This is a genomic window from Solibacillus palustris, from assembly GCF_022549215.1.
GTDB lineage: Bacteria > Bacillota > Bacilli > Bacillales_A > Planococcaceae > Solibacillus > Solibacillus daqui.
The window spans coordinates 213,410-233,953 of record NZ_JAKZFC010000003.1; the positions used below are offsets into that span (position 1 = coordinate 213,410).

The following is a 20,544-nucleotide window of genomic DNA, read 5'->3' on the forward strand; positions in this document are numbered from 1 at the left end:
TCATCCCTTTTTAATTATTTTTCTGTAATTGCGAAATAATTTCCTTCTTCATCCGAAAAATTAAATACTTTTCCAAATGGCATATTGACTAATTCACCAACTGTAATGCCTTTCGTTTTATAATCTTCATATAATGCATCTAAGTTTTCACTGTAAAACATTAATGAAGGCGTACCTAAATTTAATTCTGGTGACATTGCTTGAATTTTCTTTTTGTCGTGCAATACAATCCTTGTCTGCGCTTCATCTGTTGGTGCAATTGTAATGATGCGCATTCCCTTATCTACATCCGAAATTACTTCAAAGCCTAACTTCTCTGTCCAAAATGCTTTTGCTTGTTCTTGGTCATTTACATAAAGCATTACTTGTCCTAATTGCTGAATCATCCCATTCACTCCTTCACTTTTCACCTTTTACTATACCCTATTTTACCAAAAGTAAAAACGATAGAGCTACATAAACTCTACCGTTTTCATTAATTATTTTTCTTCTGGTTTTACACCCATAAAGTCATCTCGTTTTGTAATATCAACACGTTTAATAAATAACGCTAAAATCATTGCTACAACCGTAATCCCCGCTGCCACGAAGAATGAGTACGTAATCCCATCAAGTAATGCCTGTTGCATAACTTGACCTTGAATCAGTTCTAATTGCTCTACTGTCGGCTGTGCTGCACTTGGATCCGCATTCGCTTTCATATCAGCGACAATTTCTGCTGCGCGAGTTTTTGTATGTGAGTTGAAAATGGTTACTAATACCGCTGTACCAATCGCACCTGCCACTTGTTGTGCTGTGTTATTCATCGCCGTACCATGTGGATTTAGGCGGTTAGGTAATGCATTTAAACCATTTGTCATAACTGGCATCATCACCATTGAAATTCCCAACATTCGAACGGTATACACCGTAATAATAAATGTATACGTAGAATCTGTTTCTAAATATCCTAAACCAAATGTTGCTATTGTCGCAATAAATAAACCGGTAACAGCTAAAATACGTGGTCCAAATTTATCGAACAACTTACCTGTAATTGGTGACATAATCCCCATCACAATTGCACCTGGTAACATTATTAATCCCGCCTCAAATGGCTCAATACCACGTACATTTTGAACGTAAGCTGGTGTCAAAATCATTCCTGAGAACATCGCAACGGATAATACCATTGACACAACAGATGCTAGTGCATAGGCTGGATATGTGTAAATACGTAAATCCAGTAAAGGTTCCTCTAAGCTGAATTGGCGCGTAATAAACCAAACTAAACCAATCGCCCCCACAAGAATCGTACCCCAAACTTCAACGGCACCCCATCCTGCCGAACTTGCAGTACTAAAGCCGTATAACAATCCTCCAAAACCTAGAGTCGATAATACAACTGAAAATAAATCAATTTTAGCTGGACGATTTGGTAATACATTTTCTAATTTCCAAACCGCTAATAATAATGCAATAATTGCGATTGGTAAAATCATTTTGAACAGAACGCTCCAGTCATAATGTTCAACAATCCATCCTGATAATGTCGGTCCAATTGCTGGCGCTAATACCATAACTAAACCGAAAATCCCCATTGCAGTCCCACGCTTTTCAACTGGGAAACTAATTAACATAACATTCATTAAAATTGGAGACATTGTTGCTGCACCTGCTGCTTGAATCATACGACCTGCTAGTAACAGACCAAATGATGGTGCAAATGCGGCCATCGCTGTACCAATAACGAAAATCGCCATTGATAAAATAAATAACGAACGTGTTTTAAATTTAGTAATTAAAAAAGCCGATGCTGGTACAAGTATCCCACTTACTAACATATAACCCGTCGCTAACCACTGCACCGTTGAGTAATCCTTAATATCGAATGCCACCATAATAGAAGGTAGCGCTACGTTTAATAGCGTATTGTTTAAAAAAGCAACGAATGCCCCTACAAATAATACAGCAATCATTAAATAGGGAGGCTTTTTTAACGTTTTAACGTCTTGATTCTTTTCCATAAATTGAAACCCCTCTTTTTCTTCTATAAAATTTAATATTTTTACACTCGAACTATTTTATACTCACAGTCCAAAAAATTCAACAAATTTGTACCACAAGTCCAAAAACATTGCTATACTCCTAAGAAAACAGTAAACTTGAAGTACAAACAAAACGGAGGAATAGAATGAATCTGCGAAAAAGACAAGTATTAGACGCCGCACTACAGCTATTCATAGAAAAGGGATTCCACAATACATCGATTCAGGATATATTATCAAAATCTATGATTTCCAAAGGAACATTTTATAACTACTTCTCCTCTAAAAATGAATGCTTCATGGCCATATTAGAACAAGTACGTTATGAGGCAAGCCTACGCCGACATGAAATATTACACGGTAATGACCCATCAGATGAAAATATACTGATCGAACAAATTATCGTATTAATGCAAATCAACAAGGAGCAAAATCTAGTCTCGATTTTCGAGGGCATTTTTCAATCAAATGATTTAGAACTACGCGATGCACTTATGCGTAATCGCCTCATTGAAGTAGAATGGTTATCGAATCGATTCGTTGATATTTTTGGCGAAGAGGCAAGACCCTATACACTAGAACTATCCATTTTGTTTTTTGGAATGGTACAGCATTTATCAATGTCATTTCGTACATTTTATGGTGTCACAGTAGATGTTAAAAAGGTTGTAAAGATTGCCTTTCGCAATATTAAAGTAGTGTTACCCGAAATGATTGCAACAAATGACGTTATTATAGGAGCAGGGTCACTCCAATTGATCGAAGGAAATACGCACTATCGACCTATTACAAAAGATATGATTTTAAATAAACTAGAAGGCTTTTTATCTGAATTGCAATACGACGATATCCATACAGTGGGCATCCAGTTTACGCAAACGTTAATCGAACAATTAACTGACGATACATTGCGTAGCGCAGTGGTCGAAGCTTTATTAAAACCATTTCGCTCTTCATTTTCAAATACCTCACATGAAGCTGAATCGATTGAACTCTCCAATATGCTCTGGTTTTACGTAAAAAACTTTAAAGAAACATAAAACAGGCTACGCCAAAGGAATTTCACCTTAGCGTAACCTGTTTTTATTTGCTGTTATCTATTGATCGCTATAAAACAGCCCGATCTCTTTATTTACTAGTTGAAATATGCACTTTTAGTTGCTTCCCTTTAACAGGTGTAGTTTTCATTGCATTCAACACAATTTTACCTTTACCGTTTAAAATTTCGATAAATGTAGATGTATCTAAAATGGTAATGATGCCGATATCTGCTGCGGTGATACCTGGAATTTTACATAATGTGCCGACAAAATCAACTGCACGTAGCTTTTTCTTTTTACCGCCATTGAAGTAAAGCTTCGTAATATTGGCATCAACCATTGCGCTTTTTTGCTTTTTCTTTTGTGGACGGGTTTGCATTTTTTTATCAAATGCCTCTGACTTTGCTTCTACTTCTTCATGTGTTGGTAGAGTCGCAATCGGAATTTTATTCCCAATATATTGCTCAATGCCTGCTAAAAAGTCGTATTCAAAAGGTGTCACAAACGTAACTGCCTTCCCTTCTTTCCCAGCGCGACCTGTACGACCTGTTCGGTGCACATAAGCCTCTTTCTCCATCGGCAAATCATAGTTAATGACTAACGAAATATTATCAATATCAATGCCGCGAGCTGCGACATCTGTTGCGACTAAATAGCGAAAATCTCCGCGCTTATAGTCATTCATTACCATTAAGCGCGTTGATTGCTCCATACCACCATGTAGTTGGTCAACGCTGTATTCACGGTCATATAAATAATCATATACTTCATCTACACGTGCTTTTGTACGACAGAAAATAATACATGTATCAGGGTTTTCAATAACCGCCACCTTTTCAAGCGCTGATAGTTTTACTTCCTCTTGTACCTCAATGACCGCATGTTCGATTTTAGGTGCTTGTTGTTCGGAATGTACTTCAATATCAAGCGCATTATTTAAATGACGGCCCGCAAGTGACTTAATTTCGTCAGGTACTGTTGCAGAAAATAGCATCGTCACATGCGGTTCGGTAATATGTGAGAGTATGGCTTCTACTTGTTCAATAAAGCCCATATTGAGCATTTCATCCGCTTCATCTAAAATAACATAGCGAATTTTTTCTAGTTTTAATGTGCCTTTTTCAATATGGTCAAGTACGCGCCCCGGTGTCCCAACTGCAACATGCGTTTTTTGCTTAAGCTCATCTTGCTGGTAACGGAATGGCTGTTTTCCGTATAATGCAGCTGCTTTGACACGCTTATAGCGCCCGATATTTGTAAATTCTTCTTTAACTTGCACGGCTAACTCGCGCGTTGGTGTTAATACTAATGCTTGCGGTTTGTTTTCTAACCAGTCAATGTTTTCGCAAATCGGAATCGCAAAGGCGGCTGTTTTCCCACTGCCTGTTTGTGCTTTAACGATTAAATCTACATTATTTAGTGCGTGTGGCAATACTTTATGCTGCACTTCAGAAGGCGAAATGTAGTCTAAATCACGTAACGCCTGTAATATTTCTCTTGATAAATTGTATTGTTTAAAGTCGTTTGACATTTGTTTTCCTCATTTTCTGTTAATGGATTATTCCCGGGTCTACGATTGCGATGAATTTACGCGTAGCTTGTGATAGTGGCACAGTTTTTAAATGAACAATACCAATACTGCGTTTAGGAATTTTTTGTTGCAGTTCAATTTCATATAAAATCCCTCGTTCAATATAGTCGAGCGAAAATTCCTTTGTCACACTGGCAATTCCTAAATTGATTTTCGCAAATTCTAAAACTAAATCATGCGATCCTAGCTCGAACTCAGGAGAGATTGCATAGCCTTGCTCTTTCAAATATCCTTCGACATAATTACGTGAATTAGCCTTCTTTTCCAAAAAAATTAGCGGCATTTTCATGAGCATTTCTAAACTGATTTGCTTTTTTGTCAAATTTCTATATTTTTGCCCGCATACAAATATATCATGAATTTCCTTGCAGGGGATTACTTGTAGATGTGCATCTTCCACCGGTAAGTTGCAAATGCCTAAATCTGCCTCTCCAGCTTTAATAAATGCTAAAATTTCACTCGTTGTTCCATTTAATACTTTTAATTTTATACCCGGATAACGAATGTGGAATGTTTCTAAATATGGAAGTAAAAAATGGCGTGAAATTGTATCGCCTACTCCAATACGCAATTGCCCTATTTGTAAATTTTTAAATTCTGCAATTTTTTCTTCGCCTGCGTCAAGGATTCCTAAAGCCGAGTTCACATATTCATGTAATATTTCTCCTTCATTTGTAAGCGTTACACCTTTAGGCGTTCGGTTGAACAACATTGTTTCAAGTTCTTTTTCTAGTTTTGAAATCGCTTGACTGACTGCTGGCTGTGTCATGTACAGCTCTTTGGCCGCTTTAGAAAAGCTTTTATTGCGACTGACTGCGTTAAAAATTCGATAAGCTTCTAATTTCGCTATCATATAACCACCACTTATATCTGTTATTAGAAATATTAATTTTACTTATATCACATCACTGCGATATAGTAAACATCGTGAGAAAAATTAAAACAATATTTGTTTACATATGAGGAGAGATTATTTTGGAACGAGTAGTAGGAACTGTAGTACGAGGTCTTCGTGGCCCAATTATTAATGAAGGGGACGACATTGTACAAATCGTCGTTGATACAGCATTAAACGCTGCGAAAGTTGAAAGTTTTTCTATTGAAGACCGCGACATCGTAACTGTAACAGAATCAGTAGTAGCACGTGCACAAGGTAACTATGCAAAAATTACAGATATTGCTACGGACGTACAAGCAAAATTCGGTGAAGACACTGTCGGTGTAATTTTCCCAATTCTTTCACGTAACCGTTTCTCAAATATTTTAAAAGGGATTGCAAAAGGAACAAAAAAAATCGTTCTTATGTTAAGCTACCCTTCTGATGAAGTTGGAAACCACTTAGTAACATTAGATGAACTAGACGAAAAAGGCATCAATCCTTGGACAGATGTTTTAACTGAAGCTGAGTTCCGTGGACACTTCGGTTACAACAAACATACTTTCACTGGTGTTGACTATATCGAATACTATAAAGAATTAATTGAAGAACAAGGCGCTGAAGTGGAAGTTATCTTCTCAAATAACGCGAAAACGATTTTAGATTATACAAAGAGCGTACTTACTTGCGATATTCACTCTCGCTTCCGTACAAAACGCATTTTAAAAGCTGCTGGTGCTGAAAAAGTATTCGGCTTAGATAACATTTTAAATGAATCTGTAAATGGTTCTGGCTTCAACACAAACTACGGTTTACTAGGCTCAAACAAATCAACAGAAGATGGTATAAAATTATTCCCTGATAACTGTCAACCAATCGTGGATGACATTCAAGCGAAAATTTTAGCAGCTACAGGCAAATTAGTAGAAGTAATGATTTACGGTGATGGTGCGTTCAAAGATCCAGTAGGTCAAATTTGGGAACTTGCTGACCCAGTTGTATCACCTGCGTACACTCCAGGACTTGACGGTACACCAAACGAAATCAAATTAAAATATTTAGCAGATAACGATTTCTCTGAATTAAAAGGTGAAGAGTTAAAAGCTGCCATTAAAGAATATATTAACAACAAAGAAGAAGATTTAACTGGTCAGATGGCAGCTCAAGGGACAACGCCTCGTAAGCTAACTGACTTAATCGGTTCATTATCTGACTTAACTTCTGGCTCTGGCGACAAAGGAACACCAATGATTTACATCCAAGGTTACTTCGATAACTATACAAAATAATTTTCTGACTAGGTGCTTTTAAAAGCACCTAGTCTTTTTGTTCTTTTTCTCTAGCTTATCCTCCGTTTTCTGAAAATAGCGTATTATTTTGTCACTTTAGTACTTCAGCTTGATAAATTTCTTTTATATTTTGAAAATTAATGATATTATTTTGATTATCGATTTATAGAAATAGGTGTTATTATGAAAAATTTATTAAGGAAAAAATCTATCGATGACCTTTTACATAAGAAAGGTTCGATTCAGCTTCAAAAAACTATGGGTCCCTTCGATTTGATGTTACTTGGTGTAGGTGCCATTGTCGGAACTGGGATTTTCATCCTTCCAGGTACAGTTTCAGCGCAGCATGCGGGACCTGGTATTGTGTTTTCATTTATTATCGCAGCCATCGTTTGTGCGTTAGCCGCGCTTTGTTACTCAGAATTCGCTTCTACTGTTCCTGTAACAGGAAGCGCTTACTCATATAGTTATATTGTATTTGGTGAGATTGTTGCTTGGTTTGTCGGCTGGGCATTACTACTTGAATACGGCTTAGCAACAGCTGCCGTTGCTACAGGCTGGTCGGGTTACTTTGTCACTTTAGTAGAAGGCTTCGGTATTCATTTACCGGCTGCACTTACCAACTCATTTAGTGTAGAAAATGGAACGTATATTAACTTACCTGCTGTAATTATTATTTTTGTTATCGGTTCCCTTCTCTCATTAGGCATGAAGGAATCAACACGTTTTAACGCTATACTTGTTGCACTAAAAATTGGGGCAGTCTTATTATTTATCCTAGTCGGCGTATTTTATGTGAAGCCTGAAAACTGGTCACCATTTTTACCTTATGGTATGAGTGGCGTGTTCACAGGTGCAGCACTTGTTTTCTTCGCTTACTTAGGTTTTGATGCGGTGTCATCTGCTGCAGAAGAAGTAAAAAATCCACAACGTAATATGCCAATCGGAATTATAGGCTCTTTAATCATTTGTACGATTCTTTATGTAGCAGTTTCGCTTGTATTAACAGGGATTGTTCCATATCAACAACTGAATGTAGCTGATCCAGTTGCCTTTGCGATGAAATTTGTCGAGCAAGATTGGGTAGCGGGGATAATTTCATTAAGTGCGGTTATCGGGATGTTAACAGTAATTTTAGTCATGATGTACGGTGGGACACGTTTATTAATGGCCTTTGCTCGTGATGGCTTAATGCCAAAAGTAATGAAAGAATTACATCCAAAGCGTAAAACACCTATGAAAAATACATTTATTTTCACAATGATTATTTCTATATTTGCGGGCTTTATTCCACTTGGTACATTAGCTGAAATGGTCAACATGGGCACATTAATCGCGTTTATCTTCGTATCTGCGGGCATCATTTATTTACGTAAAAATAAAGACTTACCAAACGGTGGCTTTAAAGTTCCGTTTTATCCTATACTACCAATTGTGTCGGTATTATTGTGTATTTTCTTAATTAGCCAGCTTTCTGCACACACTTGGATTGCTTGTGGTATCTGGTTCGTGTTAGGAATTATCATTTACTTCATTTATGGTAAAAGACATTCGGCTTTAAATAAATAAATCCATTTGTATGAACTATCCAACATTTTTGCTTCATTAAATAATGTTGGATTTTTTTATTCATTTTTACTTCATAACTTATCTAGTTTACTCAGCACAAATTATAGGAGTCAAATCCCCTACAGGTGTATATAGTCCATGAATAACCTAAGCTTTATCCACGAAAGAAGGTGAATATATAAATATGTATCCGTTTAATAAATAAACTACAAGATAATTTCGGACCTTTCAATTGTCACACAGCCTGGCTTCTTTTCACCTGGATTCCCTGGATTTCAGGTCCTCCTGAGCCTCCTGGTGGACCTTCAGGGGAAGTACGCAATTTCCTTCACCTATCTATGGGACCTCCTCCTGAATTCACTCCAACTATGACACACTGTTGCACTGACTCAGGCAAAATTCGAAGCTGTTTATATCGCAATACATTTGTATGGTTAAATAACTGAGATGATTTTTGGTAATTACCGACATTCGTATCTCGAAACATCAACCTCAGTTTCAGGTGGAGGCATCGTTAAAAAATACAATTTTTTCTCCCGAGAGAAAAATTGTATTTTTGTTTTATCACAGCCCCTTTCATCTTTTTTTTGCTCAAACCAGCAAATCTCCCCCTAAATATTAGCCACCAAGTTAAATAGAGGTAACTGAAACAATTGTAATTAAACTGTAATTAATGCTAGTTTACCTAGTAATAGCAGTCTATTGGCGCACTTTCAAAATCTACTACCAACATTTCCCTCCAAGTATTATATATTTTCCATGATAAAGTCGTTAGTGTACTAAATTTGGAGGTAACTATTATGAAAAAACGTTTCGTAACAACTGTCGCTTTAGCAATTGGGATTAGTTCATTTTCTACAATGCCAGCAATAATGGAACCAACACCTGTATATGCTGCAAATGTACAAAATAATGATCAAGCCGTTGCTATTAAAGCCAATCAATTAATTACTACTGCAAAAAGTTTAATCGGGAAAGCAACTTATAGTAATACCGTCTATAAACCTACTGCACCTTATAAATTTTCATGTGCCACTTTTTTAATGTATATTTTCGAGAAAAATGGCGTAGATTTAGCAACTTATAACGAAAACTATATGATGCAACAAGGAACCTATGTACCACGTAACCAGCTTCAAAAAGGGGATTTATTATTCTTTAAAAGTAAAAAAACAGGAACAGACCCAGACCATGTTGGGATGTACATTGGAGATAATAAAATCATTCACATGGCTGATTCAAAACAAAACATTGTTATTTCAGATTTAAATAGTAAGCCGTACTACAAGGATAATTATGTAACCGCTCGTCGCGTACTACCAACATTAATGAGTGCAAATCCTGCAACAACAGGAGATAAAATTGTTGCCAATGCGTACGCTACGAAAGACCAAGTAAAGATGGGCTCAATTAATAATGATGCTTCATTACGATTTACATCAGGCGGCTTCATTGAATATACGTACCGAAAAAATGGCGTTTTATTAAAAACCAAAACACTTAGCGAGCAAATGAAACTTGGTACAGCTGTTTCTAAATCAAACTTAAAAAAAGGGGATTTAGTATTCTTCAACAGTACGAAGGGATCTAAAACACCAACACAAGTTGCAATTTATGCAGGTGACCACCGATTAATTATTCCTACGAGTAATGGAGTTATTACACGTGTTTTACTAGTAGATTATTATAAAGATCATTATATTACCGCTAGACGTGTAACGAAATAAAACAAATGAAAATAGCTCTATCAACTGTATTGTAGACAGTGATAGAGCTATTTTTAATCTATTTCTTTTCATCATTCACTACTTTTTAGTTGTTTAGCAAATTGAATCATTGCTCGACTCGACATCGGGCCCTTAATGAGCAAAAGTGATTCTCTATCTAACTGTTGCTCTAGTAACTCATACACACCTTTAATGTCTTTATACATATATACTTTTGCTGATGTTCCGTCTGCAATTGCTTGTTTGGCAATATTCTCGGCTTTCGTTCCAACCGTTATTAACGTGTGAATCGGATAGGTGGCAACTAAACTCCCTAATTCCATGTGATATTTTTTTTCGAATTTGCCAAGTCTTTTAATATCACCTAATACTAAATAACGCTTCTTACCATTCCCTACCGAATCTAGCACCTTTAATGCTGCTTCTAGTGAGGTTGGGTTATTTGTCCATGTATCATCGATAATCGTGCTCCCGCCTACTCCCTTTGAAAACTGTAAATGGCGCTCCATTTGCTCGAAAGTTCTTAACTTTAAGATTGCCTTTTGAACAGATAGGCCAAGCTCATGAATGACCGCTAGCACTGCAAGAACGTTGTACACTTGATGTTCCCCGTAACCCGGAATATAGGCTTGAAATTTTTTGTTATTGATATGAACCTGAAATTTCATGCCTTTTTCAGCAAATTGCACTGCCGTGGCGTATATGTCCGCTTTATTTTTAATGCCAAATGTAAACACTTTATTTTGATACGTTGATAAAGGAAGTTTCTTTGTATTTTCATCATCGCTGTTAATGATTAGTGTTCCTCCCGCACGTATTCCATTTAAAATTTCGGATTTCGCTTTAATGTAGCCATCTAAATTTTTACATCCATCTAAATGATGTACACCTATATTTGTAATTACACCAATGGTTGGCTGGTAGATTTGACATTGATAGCTGATATTACCTGTATTCCCTAAGCCTAATTCAAAAACTGCCGCTTTTGTGTCATCATCAATTCCTAATAAATATGTTAATGTTTGACGCGGTTCGTTTTTACTACTTACGGATGTTTGAACGTTCATTTCATTACTTAATATATGTTTGAGCATTTCTTTCGTAGTCGTCTTTCCACAAGTTCCAGTAATTGCAACAACGGGAAGGTCAAACAAGTTCCGATAATACGTGCAAAATACAAAGAAAGCTTGTAAAAGATTGCGAACATAAATAGCGGTAATTTGAGATAGTGCTTGATTTTGCAGTTTCTCCTTTTCATCACAAACAATTAATAAAGGCTTTATATTATTTAATTCTTCCCAATTTATATCATCACTTTTGCGGATAAACAACATTGTATTCGGTGCGATTAATTGCTGTGGATCATAATTCATAACATGCTTCACAAACCAATTTTCAGCACCGTTTATTAATTGCCCTCCTAGCAATTGACGTATGGTTTTTACGTGTAAAGCTCGGATAAAATCGCCCCCTTTAAATTAGGTTATGAAAGTTTATCCATCTTTCTTAGGTGATCTATTCATAAGTTTATAATTCATTATCGTGTTGTACATCGTTGTGTCTTCTAATGTTTGAAAGAACGACAAATCTGGTACATAATTACCTTCAATAACCCATATCCTCCCCAAATCTGTTACCGCTATATCAAAGCCAATAATGTTACGTTCTGCTGATTGGTCAAGCAAATGGGATGCTGCTTTACAAACGGTATCTATTTGATTTTCAAGTTGCCCATGAAACTTTGAAAGTACAGTAGATTGTCTTAGCGCTTGTTGCAAAGTCAAAATAGATTGAGCTGCATTCGTTACAAAAAAATGAGGCCCTGCAACTTTTACCACTTTGCCAGTTACATACCAATCATTTGCTACCTTTTGCGTCATAACTCGGATATCCATAAATCGATTATCGATTGTCGCTAATTCAATACCCCGTTGAATGATATAGTTTTCATCTATTGGAGCAATTTTGCGAACATGCTCATACACTTGCTCAATACCTGCTATTGCCCATTTTTGTCTTCCCATCTGAATTTCATAATTTCGCATTCCTCTTTTGTGAATTTTTATAATCCCTTTTCCTTGTTGCCCATTACATGGCTTTAAAAATACAAGGGAATACCAACTTAAATAGCATGAAAATGTTGACGTCGTTAGTAAATCCGTTTGGGGCATGAAGTTCGCGATACTTTGATATTGATTCCATTTACTAACCGAGAAATGGAGAAAAGAATCGGTAATCACTATATCCCCTGCTAAATTAAATATCAACTCTATAACTATAGATTCACAATTGGTATAAGATGGTCCCAGTTGTTCAGCCGCCATGATCGCAACTTTTTGTAATTGTACTTGGTGCCTAAAACAAGCTACTGTTTCAATAATATTGAGATTTTGTTTTGATGAATGTGTAACATACCAGCGTTCATTGCGTCTTTGAACAGTTACTAAACAGTGATACCCTTTTTTACTTAGAAGTGTCGTATGAAAATGCGATTGAATGATATAATTTCTAGCACCAATAATCTGTTGAATATATTCATAAAGACCTTCTTCTAACATGTCAACTACTCTAACTTTAGTTTTTATCTGATACATTCCTTGATGTTTTGTCACAATAATAAAATCCATGCCAACAATTGGTTTCAGAATGATTTGATGCTCTAGCTTCAACATGGAGTACAATGCATCCTTTGAAAAACGTTCAATCTTGGCTAAATACGGTTGCAATTGCTCATGTTGCATTAGTATTTTATATTGTTCGATTCTCCCCCTAATCGCATGCATGATGGCCTCCCCCGATACATTTTATAAAAGCCCCATCAATTCATAATTGAAGGGACCTCATTCACATCAATGCACCTTTAACATTGACAACCTAAAGCAACAACTGATCCTTGCTTAACGGGTACAGTACCATCTTGATTAAAGAATCCTTTAATGACGAAGCTTTGAACTAAATCATTATTTGCAGTTGCTACTTGATCTCTGAATACTGCTTTAAATGGGTATTCTGTCATCCCAATTAGCCCAGTACCACGAACCTTTATAACACAGTTCTTCCCTTCTCTTTTACATTTCACATCTGTAATTTCATTTGCAGTAAATATAAAACTAAAACTATCTGGTGTTTCAGTATCTTCAAATAGTAATGACAGCGTAGAAGTATTTAGCGTAGTAATACATACATTGGCAAGGTATGTTAAATTCCCGCGAATATTTCCAACACCATCGAACTTAACATTTACGCCTTCGGCAAAAGCATTTACACGCACACCACATGGACAAATACCTCCCATAGTTTCCCCTCCCTTCTTGTATGATTAATACACTATATTAAATTAATATTTCTGGTGCTTGTGTATTTGCCATTGGCGGTTCTGGTGCCTACATGCGTGTCATGTATAAATTGATTTGTGTCAAAAAAGCAACTTATTACGCACTCATGTTTTTTTCTTCAATTTTGATGCTAAATCAAACATTGTTTTACTATACATATCTCCTTTAATTAAAATAATTGTATTGCGATCAATGATTACTTTTAATAGTTCATAGGCTAACACACTATTAATAAAACGATATACTTGTGCTTGTATCCCTAACTCCTCCGCATGATCTGCAATAATTTTTGCATGTTCTCCAACGGTAATGAGTATATCTACTCCTTTTTCTAATACAATCTCTGCTGCTTTTTTATGAATAAACGTTCCCCATGAACCGACATCGGTAATTGTTCCAATAATGGCAATACGCTTCTTTCCACCAGCAAGTTCATTTAATACAGTTAAGGCCGCTTCAAGTGATGTTGTTGTAATGCTCCACGTATCATCCAGTAAGAGCGCATCATTCATACCTTCAAATAATTGCAATTGTTTATTGAGCGGACGATATGTTTGTAACTGTCCCGCTGCTTGAGGTATTGTTAACCCCATCTCAACTACTGCCACAATAGCAGCTAATGCGTTCATTACTTGGTGTTTTCCAAAGCCAGTAACGTTTACTTTATGGTGCTCCCCCTTATGAACAACTACAAACTCCATACCATTTGTACTGTAGCGGATATTTGTAGCGGCAAAATCATTTGAACTTTTCGTTCCAATTTTTATGAGTCGCCCTTTGAATTTTTGGAAATCTATTTTGCTTGTATTACGATCCTCCCCATTAATGATTAACACACTATTTTCATCTAATATTTCTAACATTTCAGCCTTAGCGTCAATATAACCCTCTAATGTTTTGCAATAATTTAAATGATGTTCTCCAATATTTGTAATAATTCCAATTGTCGGCTTGTAGTACTTTCCAGCTTGATGCAAATCTCCTGGTGCCCCTACAGCAGTTTCAAAAACTGCTGCCTCTGTATCACTTTCAATACTTAATAAGTATTGAAAAAAGGCCGTCCTAGAATTCGTACTAAGCTGTGTTGCCGTCACTTTTTTATAACGCATTAAAATATGTTTAATCATTTCTTTCGTTGTTGTTTTGCCTGCTGTTCCCGTAATAGCCACAACCGGTAGCTGAAATTGTTGTCGATAGAAATGGATAAATTTCCATAGCGCTTCCTCAGAGCGCTCTACCTGGATTACCGTCACTTCATTTGGAAGTTCCTTCGTGTGATAATGCCACTCCGTAACAAGTACAAGCGGGAAACATGGCGCTAATTTTGCCCAATTCATAATGCGCTTTTCAATAAACAAAACCGTATTTCGCCGCTTTACCTGTTTTAAACGATATGCCCCATAATGAATACCGATTGACGAGCCATGTATATGTTTTCCATCAACAATAGTACATAATGTTTCAACAGAAATTGGTTTCATAATACATTTCACCTTCCTTTCACTCTTAGCATATGTTCGATGAATTTTTAGACGTAGATATTTGAATTATATAGGTTGGATAACCAGACAAAATCTATTTATCACCATACTTTTAAGAGGAGGTACTTTCATCAATTCGAATGGAGGTGAATGAATTGAAGACAATTGTTTTTATTGGTACTAACAAATCTGGCTCAAGCAGGGAAGCAACAAAAGCAGCGGAAAAGTTGGGTTATTTTACCGTTCTATTTACAAGTAACGAAAGACAATTTGAACAGCGTGAGCAATACGTGGATATCCATAAAATGATTGTTGTGGATACTTCAAATATGGAGGCTTTGAAAGCGGAAATTGTTAAACTTCAACAAATCGGATTAGAAATTAAAACGATTGTTAGTTTTGTGGACCCCTATGTACATGTGGCTTCCTTACTTTGCGATATGTTTTGTCAAAATCTCACCTCATCAAAAGCAATTGAAATTATGGAGGATAAAGAGGAGACACGAAAGTTTTTACTGAACAAATCATATACGCCACAATTTACAGTCATTGGACCAAACGAAATACCAACAGGCAAATTAATATTCCCTCTCATCATTAAATCTCCAAAATCAACTGGCTCTAAAGATGTATTATTTGCTAAGGATAAAAAGGAATTTAACAAGCATCTTGCAACGCTTCAAAGTAAATATCCTACCGAATCCATTATTTATGAGGAATACTTAAAAGGTGAACAATATTTAGTGGAAGTTATTGTACAAAAACATCTTCCCCATATTATTGCAGTCATGAGACAAGATATTACAAAGGGAAAACGATTCATTATTACAGGCTATCAGCTATTTGCAAATATACCTCCAAATTTGTTACCAGATCTTGAAACGCTTTGCCAATCCATTGTAGAAACGTTCGATATTAATACTGGGGCTTTTCATTTAGAATTACGACTAATAGGAAATAATTGGAAGTTGATTGAAATAAACCCACGTATTTCAGGTGGAGCTATGAATAGAATGATAGAGGCCGCATTTGGTATTAATTTGGTAGAGCAAACATTAAAACTCTATCTCGGGGATGAACCAGATTTCACACCTAAACATCACCATTTTGTCTATACTAAATATTTAATTGTCCATCGAAAAGGTAGATTAGAAAAAGTAACAGGAAAGCTACGCGCCTTAAAATCCCCAGGCATTTTCGAAGTGTATATTAAACCTAAAAAAGGCACAATACTCATCCCCCCTTTATCAATGGGACATCGATATGCCTACATCATTGCTCAAGGCAGTTCTATAAGTGAAGCCGTATCACGTGCTAATCGGGCAGCCCACGAAATAAAATTTCACATGCACCATCTACAATAAGAAAAGCGCTAAAGCGCCCTTCCAGCCCCGAGTGGGCAAAACGCCACGTCCATGTGGCATGCCCTCAATGACTCACATCGTGTGAGCCTCAGACATTGGAGAGCCCGACGCAAAAGTAAAAGCTCCACCACTTTTGCAGGAGGGATCGAAATGACCGAGGGGCTGGCGCTTTAGCCTAGACACTTTGTAAAAATTTATTCTTTCAAATATTTTAAGAAAAAAGGCTATACGAAAAGAAAAACTTTCCGTATAGCCTTTTATTATGCGAATTATGCTTTAAATTGCTTATCTAAAAATTGAATCGTTTCAAACATATTTGTTTTACTTGCACCCTTAACTAAAATCGTATCTCCTCTTCTAACCATGCCTTTTAGAAACAAATGTAATTGATCCTTGTTAATAAAATGGTGAATGTTCATTGCTGGTATGCCACTTTTTTGTGCTGCTATCCCGATTTCCTCCGTCCGGAATCCGTACGTAATTAATTGATCTATTTTTTTATCCCCAATATACGCACCTAACTTACGATATTCTTCTTCTCGCAAATCTCCTAATTCACGCATTTGTCCAATAATTGCAACTTTTCGCCCTTTTGCAATTTCACCTAACACATCAAGTGCAGCGCGAACCCCCTGTGGATGCGAGTGTACCGTGTCATCAATTAACAAAATATCATTTCGGCAATGGTAAAGCGTTAAACGACGTGGCGGCTTTTTGAATACTAAGCCCGCCTGAATAACATCTGATGAAAATCCTAATTGGTCCGCCACCGCTATAGCATTTAACGCATTATATACATGGTGCTCCCCTAAAATTGGAATAAACATCGGGATTTCCTTATTTCGTAATCGGATGTTAAAAGTCATACCATCATCTTTATACTGCACATCATAAGCCATATAGTCTGCCTTTTTATGAATACCAATTGTCTTTATTTGTCCTTTAAATTGGTCGGTTAATAGCCATTTAGAATTATCATCGTCTTTATTTAATATGAGTAATCCATTTTGATCCATTCCTTGAATTAGTTCTGATTTGGCTTTTGCCACGCCTTTAATGTCACCATCAAAGTTCCCTACATGCGCTAATCCAATATTTGTTACTACGCTAATGTTCGGTTGAATGATTTCACAATGATCAGTAATGACACCTGGATAGGCCATACCGTATTCTAAAACAACAGCTTTATGGGATTCGTTAATAAGTTCCTTATGCTTTTTCGTATGCTCCGTTGTATTCCAATAATCTTTCGACTCAAAAATGGACCAATTTTTTGATAAAATCGATGCAATGAATGCTTTTGTCGTTGTTTTTCCTGCACTCCCTGTAATTGCAATAATTGGTTTTTCAGTTGTTTTCAACGCTCTTCCTTTAATTGGGACAACTGGTTTTTCAGTTGTTTTCTCTACACTCTCTGTAATTGCAGCGATTGATTCTTCAGTTGTTTTCTCTGTACTTTTTGTAATTGCAACAATTGGTTTTTCAATTGTTTTCTCTGCTGGTGCTAGATTTTTGGCAGCTTGAATTTGCGCTTTTATCTCCTGCTGATGATGTGCAATGTAATTTGCATACTGGAGGGTATGTCGGACAACATCTAATTCCAAGTAAAATGCTGGTGGACACCCTGGCCGCCAGTTAACTTCATAAATCCAAAGTTTGCCGTTTTTATCTAAGCCAACGTCAATACCGATTTCATCAATTACTTCCTGAAATTTATCCATTTGAATGTCATCTAAATGACGCGCTAATGACAAGCCAAAATGCTCTAGCATACGCTTAATATTAAACGCCTCACGAGGAAATTGTAATTGTAAAAAAGGCTCTAAGTAATTTGTAAAACCACCATTATTAATATTAGGAACTATCGAACCTTGTGGCGCAACACGAGGATATACGGTCGTAATGATCCACTTACCTTCACCATTTTTTTGAACATGAATTCTAAAATCAAATACTTGCCCGTTTTTCAACGTAGATTGAATATATGGTTGCAATATAAATGCTTCTTCTGCTAACTGTTTTTTTAAAAATGTGTCTAGCTGATCCTTTGTTAGTTTTTCTTTCTGTGTATCCTTTTGTACTTCATAGCCATTTGCTAGTATTGAAATATAATATATCCCCTTACCTTTACGGCCTTCAACCGGCTTAAAAACTACTTTTTTGTATTTTTGAATATGCCGGTAAAATTGTTCCTCATTTTGTACACTCTCAGTAGGGATGAGGTAACTTGCAAACTCCTTCCCCTCCTGTAAACGTTTGGTTATACTCAGTTTGTTGCCGATGGAATTTGTCGTGAAAGGAATTTCATTTCGCAATAGCCTTAAAATATTTTTCGAAATTGCTAATTTTTCTGGGCTTCCTGCGTTATAGATGACATCGGGAAATGGGACGGTTTTTTCTTGCCAGACTCCATCTTCTAAAACTTTCGCTTGAATCGTTCGTGTTTTGAAGTCAACCGCTCTAGGTGTGAAATAATAAAACAACATCCCTTCCGCCTTTGCAACTGCTGCAAACGCATATGACTTCAAAACGGTTTCTGGATCTTTACGATGGTGCAACATGCCAATTGTTGTCAAAAACATACACTCCTTTTTATCCCACTACCATTTCGACTCAATATAAGTATTTTTGCTTAACAATGCTGGCTCTAAAAGTTGAATCGCCAACATGGAACCAAGGTCAACGGTCATCTGCGTTTCAGTTTTTTCTAGCCGAATAACGTCTTTTATTACATTCGTATTTTGCTCTTCTATATCAACTGCGCGTAATAACGTTAACTTGACGCGTGACTTTTCAATTGCTTCTAAACGAAAGAAGCTTGTTGCTGTATGTGTTTTTGGATTCACTACTGTATATAGCTTACATTCCTTAGTCGTGAAGCAAAACGGAATCGTGTCACTCCCAACTAACTTCTCAAAAAAATGACCATAGTATTTTGACCAAGAATTCGTGAGTAAGTCTTGCAATTGTTTCAAATCGTTTAGTGCACCATAAAGCGGGTGTTGCTTTTGATTTTCATTGTTCACAATACTTCCTCCCTCTTTGTCTCGTACACAGTCCTTTTCAGCAGTTAACGATTCTTACAAAGTGCTTCTCTCTACGATATGACTGTACATGAATTGTTGGTGATAAGTTACGCCCAATTATTAAAATTTCAGTTCTGTTTTTCTCACCAATAACTCCTGCCTTTTTTACATCAACAACATTTGGTTTTCGAAAAAAATTTTCAATCCTCCACAACTGACCACTATTGTTTAATGTATATTGACACTTTTAACCATACCAATTATTTGTTAAGGTATCAGTAATCGCGAAACAGAAAAAATTATCAGCTGAACGACAACATTTTGGAGGGACTTATTGTATGGAAAAAACATCAACACTTTCTAAATCATCTAGTAAAACATTCGATATCATTTTATCGGCAATGTTAATTACACTCGTATTTGTGGCTACACTATTTTTAAATATTCGATTACCTATAGCGGCTAATGGCGGATTAGTGCATTTAGGTACGGCTATGCTTTTTATTGTTTCAATTGTATTTGGACCTAAAAAAGGGGCAATTGCAGGGGCATTCGGAATGGCTTTATTTGATTTATTTTCGGGCTGGACACTTTGGGCTCCATTTACATTTATTGCTCGCGGCTTACAAGGGTATGTAGTCGGCAAAATTGCATGGTCTTCAAATCGCCAAGGAAATAATGTAGGCTTCAATATTTTAGCAATTCTTGTTTCTGTACCAGTAATGTTAGCCGGTTATTACGTTTGTGAAGCGATTTTATTTAAAAGTTTAGTAATCCCATTTGCTTCAATTCCTGGCAATCTTGTTCAAAATGCAGTAGGGATTATCATTGCGATACCCGTAGCTATTGCGCTAAAAAAATTACCCATTTTTAAATAAAACATCCATGAGCTTTTCGCTCACAACCATTTTTAAATACAAAATTTAGAATCAAGTGCATTTATCTAATAGAATCCGTTCTGCTACGTTACGGGGGACGCTTTCCTAAGGGCGTGGCTACAACTAACTTGTATGTGCCTCTTACGGTGGCACATACAAGTGGATTTTCCGCACACGCTTAATCCCCTAGGAGTCGCCCCCTTCACTTCGCGGCACTCTACTATCAAACCAAAGTTGGTTTTTATTACAAAAATTTTGAATAAAATTTTTTGTTTCAAACGCTGTTATTGCAATAAAATAAAAATTAGTCTAAGAATGATTTTATTATTTGACGCAATAA

16 protein-coding genes are annotated in these 20,544 nt (G+C 36.4%); 6 read left to right on the plus strand and 10 right to left on the minus strand.

Annotated features, from left to right (window positions below):
• Window positions 1-14: 14 nt before the first annotated feature.
• Window positions 15-386: a VOC family protein gene (locus LZ480_RS10480; protein WP_241369378.1), complete on the minus strand. Its 372-nt coding sequence runs from the start codon at window positions 384-386 to the stop codon at window positions 15-17.
• 93 nt (window positions 387-479) lie between these two features.
• Window positions 480-2,006, minus strand: coding sequence for a DHA2 family efflux MFS transporter permease subunit (locus LZ480_RS10485; protein WP_241369379.1), 1,527 nt, complete (start codon window positions 2,004-2,006; stop codon window positions 480-482).
• 167 nt (window positions 2,007-2,173) lie between these two features.
• On the opposite strand from LZ480_RS10485, the gene LZ480_RS10490 reads away from it, so the two are divergent.
• A complete protein-coding gene (locus tag LZ480_RS10490) occupies window positions 2,174-3,067 on the plus strand; it encodes a TetR/AcrR family transcriptional regulator (RefSeq protein WP_241369380.1) in 894 nt (297 codons plus the stop codon).
• Window positions 3,068-3,155: 88 nt separating this feature from the next.
• Here the strand turns inward: LZ480_RS10490 and LZ480_RS10495 are convergent, their stop codons facing one another.
• Together LZ480_RS10495 and LZ480_RS10500 are read right to left on the minus strand one after the other, a co-directional pair.
• Window positions 3,156-4,598 carry a DEAD/DEAH box helicase gene (locus tag LZ480_RS10495; RefSeq protein ID WP_241369381.1) on the minus strand — a complete coding sequence of 481 codons (1,443 nt, stop codon included), beginning with the start codon at window positions 4,596-4,598 and terminating at the stop codon, window positions 3,156-3,158.
• Window positions 4,599-4,617: 19 nt separating this feature from the next.
• Complete coding sequence (locus LZ480_RS10500; protein WP_241369382.1) at window positions 4,618-5,511, minus strand: LysR family transcriptional regulator; 894 nt, start codon at window positions 5,509-5,511, stop codon at window positions 4,618-4,620.
• Window positions 5,512-5,633: 122 nt separating this feature from the next.
• On the opposite strand from LZ480_RS10500, the gene LZ480_RS10505 reads away from it, so the two are divergent.
• The 3 genes from LZ480_RS10505 to LZ480_RS10515 all read left to right on the plus strand — a co-directional run bounded on the left by LZ480_RS10505 (window position 5,634) and on the right by LZ480_RS10515 (window position 10,120).
• Entirely contained in the window at window positions 5,634-6,824 is a 1,191-nt protein-coding gene (locus LZ480_RS10505; RefSeq protein ID WP_241369383.1) for a coenzyme F420-0:L-glutamate ligase, read from the plus strand.
• 183 nt (window positions 6,825-7,007) lie between these two features.
• A complete protein-coding gene (locus LZ480_RS10510) occupies window positions 7,008-8,393 on the plus strand; it encodes an amino acid permease (RefSeq protein ID WP_241369384.1) in 1,386 nt (461 codons plus the stop codon).
• Window positions 8,394-9,193: 800 nt separating this feature from the next.
• Window positions 9,194-10,120 carry a C40 family peptidase gene (locus LZ480_RS10515; protein WP_241369385.1) on the plus strand — a complete coding sequence of 309 codons (927 nt, stop codon included), beginning with the start codon at window positions 9,194-9,196 and terminating at the stop codon, window positions 10,118-10,120.
• A gap of 71 nt (window positions 10,121-10,191) precedes the next feature.
• Here LZ480_RS10515 and LZ480_RS10520 read toward each other — a convergent pair whose 3' ends face one another.
• From LZ480_RS10520 to LZ480_RS10535, 4 genes are all read right to left on the minus strand, one after another.
• On the minus strand, window positions 10,192-11,493 hold the full coding sequence (locus tag LZ480_RS10520) for a UDP-N-acetylmuramoyl-tripeptide--D-alanyl-D-alanine ligase (protein WP_241369386.1): 1,302 nt from the start codon (window positions 11,491-11,493) through the stop codon (window positions 10,192-10,194).
• A gap of 120 nt (window positions 11,494-11,613) precedes the next feature.
• Window positions 11,614-12,903: a YheC/YheD family protein gene (locus LZ480_RS10525; RefSeq protein ID WP_241369387.1), complete on the minus strand. Its 1,290-nt coding sequence runs from the start codon at window positions 12,901-12,903 to the stop codon at window positions 11,614-11,616.
• Between the two features lie 77 nt (window positions 12,904-12,980).
• On the minus strand, window positions 12,981-13,415 hold the full coding sequence (locus LZ480_RS10530) for a hypothetical protein (protein WP_241369388.1): 435 nt from the start codon (window positions 13,413-13,415) through the stop codon (window positions 12,981-12,983).
• A 144-nt stretch (window positions 13,416-13,559) separates the two neighbouring features.
• A complete protein-coding gene (locus tag LZ480_RS10535; RefSeq protein WP_241369389.1) occupies window positions 13,560-14,936 on the minus strand; it encodes a Mur ligase family protein in 1,377 nt (458 codons plus the stop codon).
• A gap of 155 nt (window positions 14,937-15,091) precedes the next feature.
• On the opposite strand from LZ480_RS10535, the gene LZ480_RS10540 reads away from it, so the two are divergent.
• Window positions 15,092-16,300, plus strand: a complete 1,209-nt coding sequence (locus LZ480_RS10540; RefSeq protein WP_255731382.1) for an ATP-grasp domain-containing protein — start codon at window positions 15,092-15,094, stop codon at window positions 16,298-16,300.
• Between the two features lie 269 nt (window positions 16,301-16,569).
• On the opposite strand, the gene LZ480_RS10545 is transcribed toward LZ480_RS10540, so the two are convergent.
• Both LZ480_RS10545 and LZ480_RS10550 read right to left on the minus strand, forming a co-directional pair.
• A complete protein-coding gene (locus LZ480_RS10545; RefSeq protein ID WP_241369390.1) occupies window positions 16,570-18,882 on the minus strand; it encodes a YheC/YheD family protein in 2,313 nt (770 codons plus the stop codon).
• A gap of 18 nt (window positions 18,883-18,900) precedes the next feature.
• Entirely contained in the window at window positions 18,901-19,326 is a 426-nt protein-coding gene (locus LZ480_RS10550) for a CotY/CotZ family spore coat protein (protein ID WP_241369391.1), read from the minus strand.
• Window positions 19,327-19,664: 338 nt separating this feature from the next.
• Between LZ480_RS10550 and LZ480_RS10555 the strand changes: the two genes are divergently transcribed.
• Window positions 19,665-20,204, plus strand: a complete 540-nt coding sequence (locus LZ480_RS10555; protein ID WP_241369392.1) for an ECF transporter S component — start codon at window positions 19,665-19,667, stop codon at window positions 20,202-20,204.
• The last annotated feature ends 340 nt before the right edge of the window (window positions 20,205-20,544 follow it).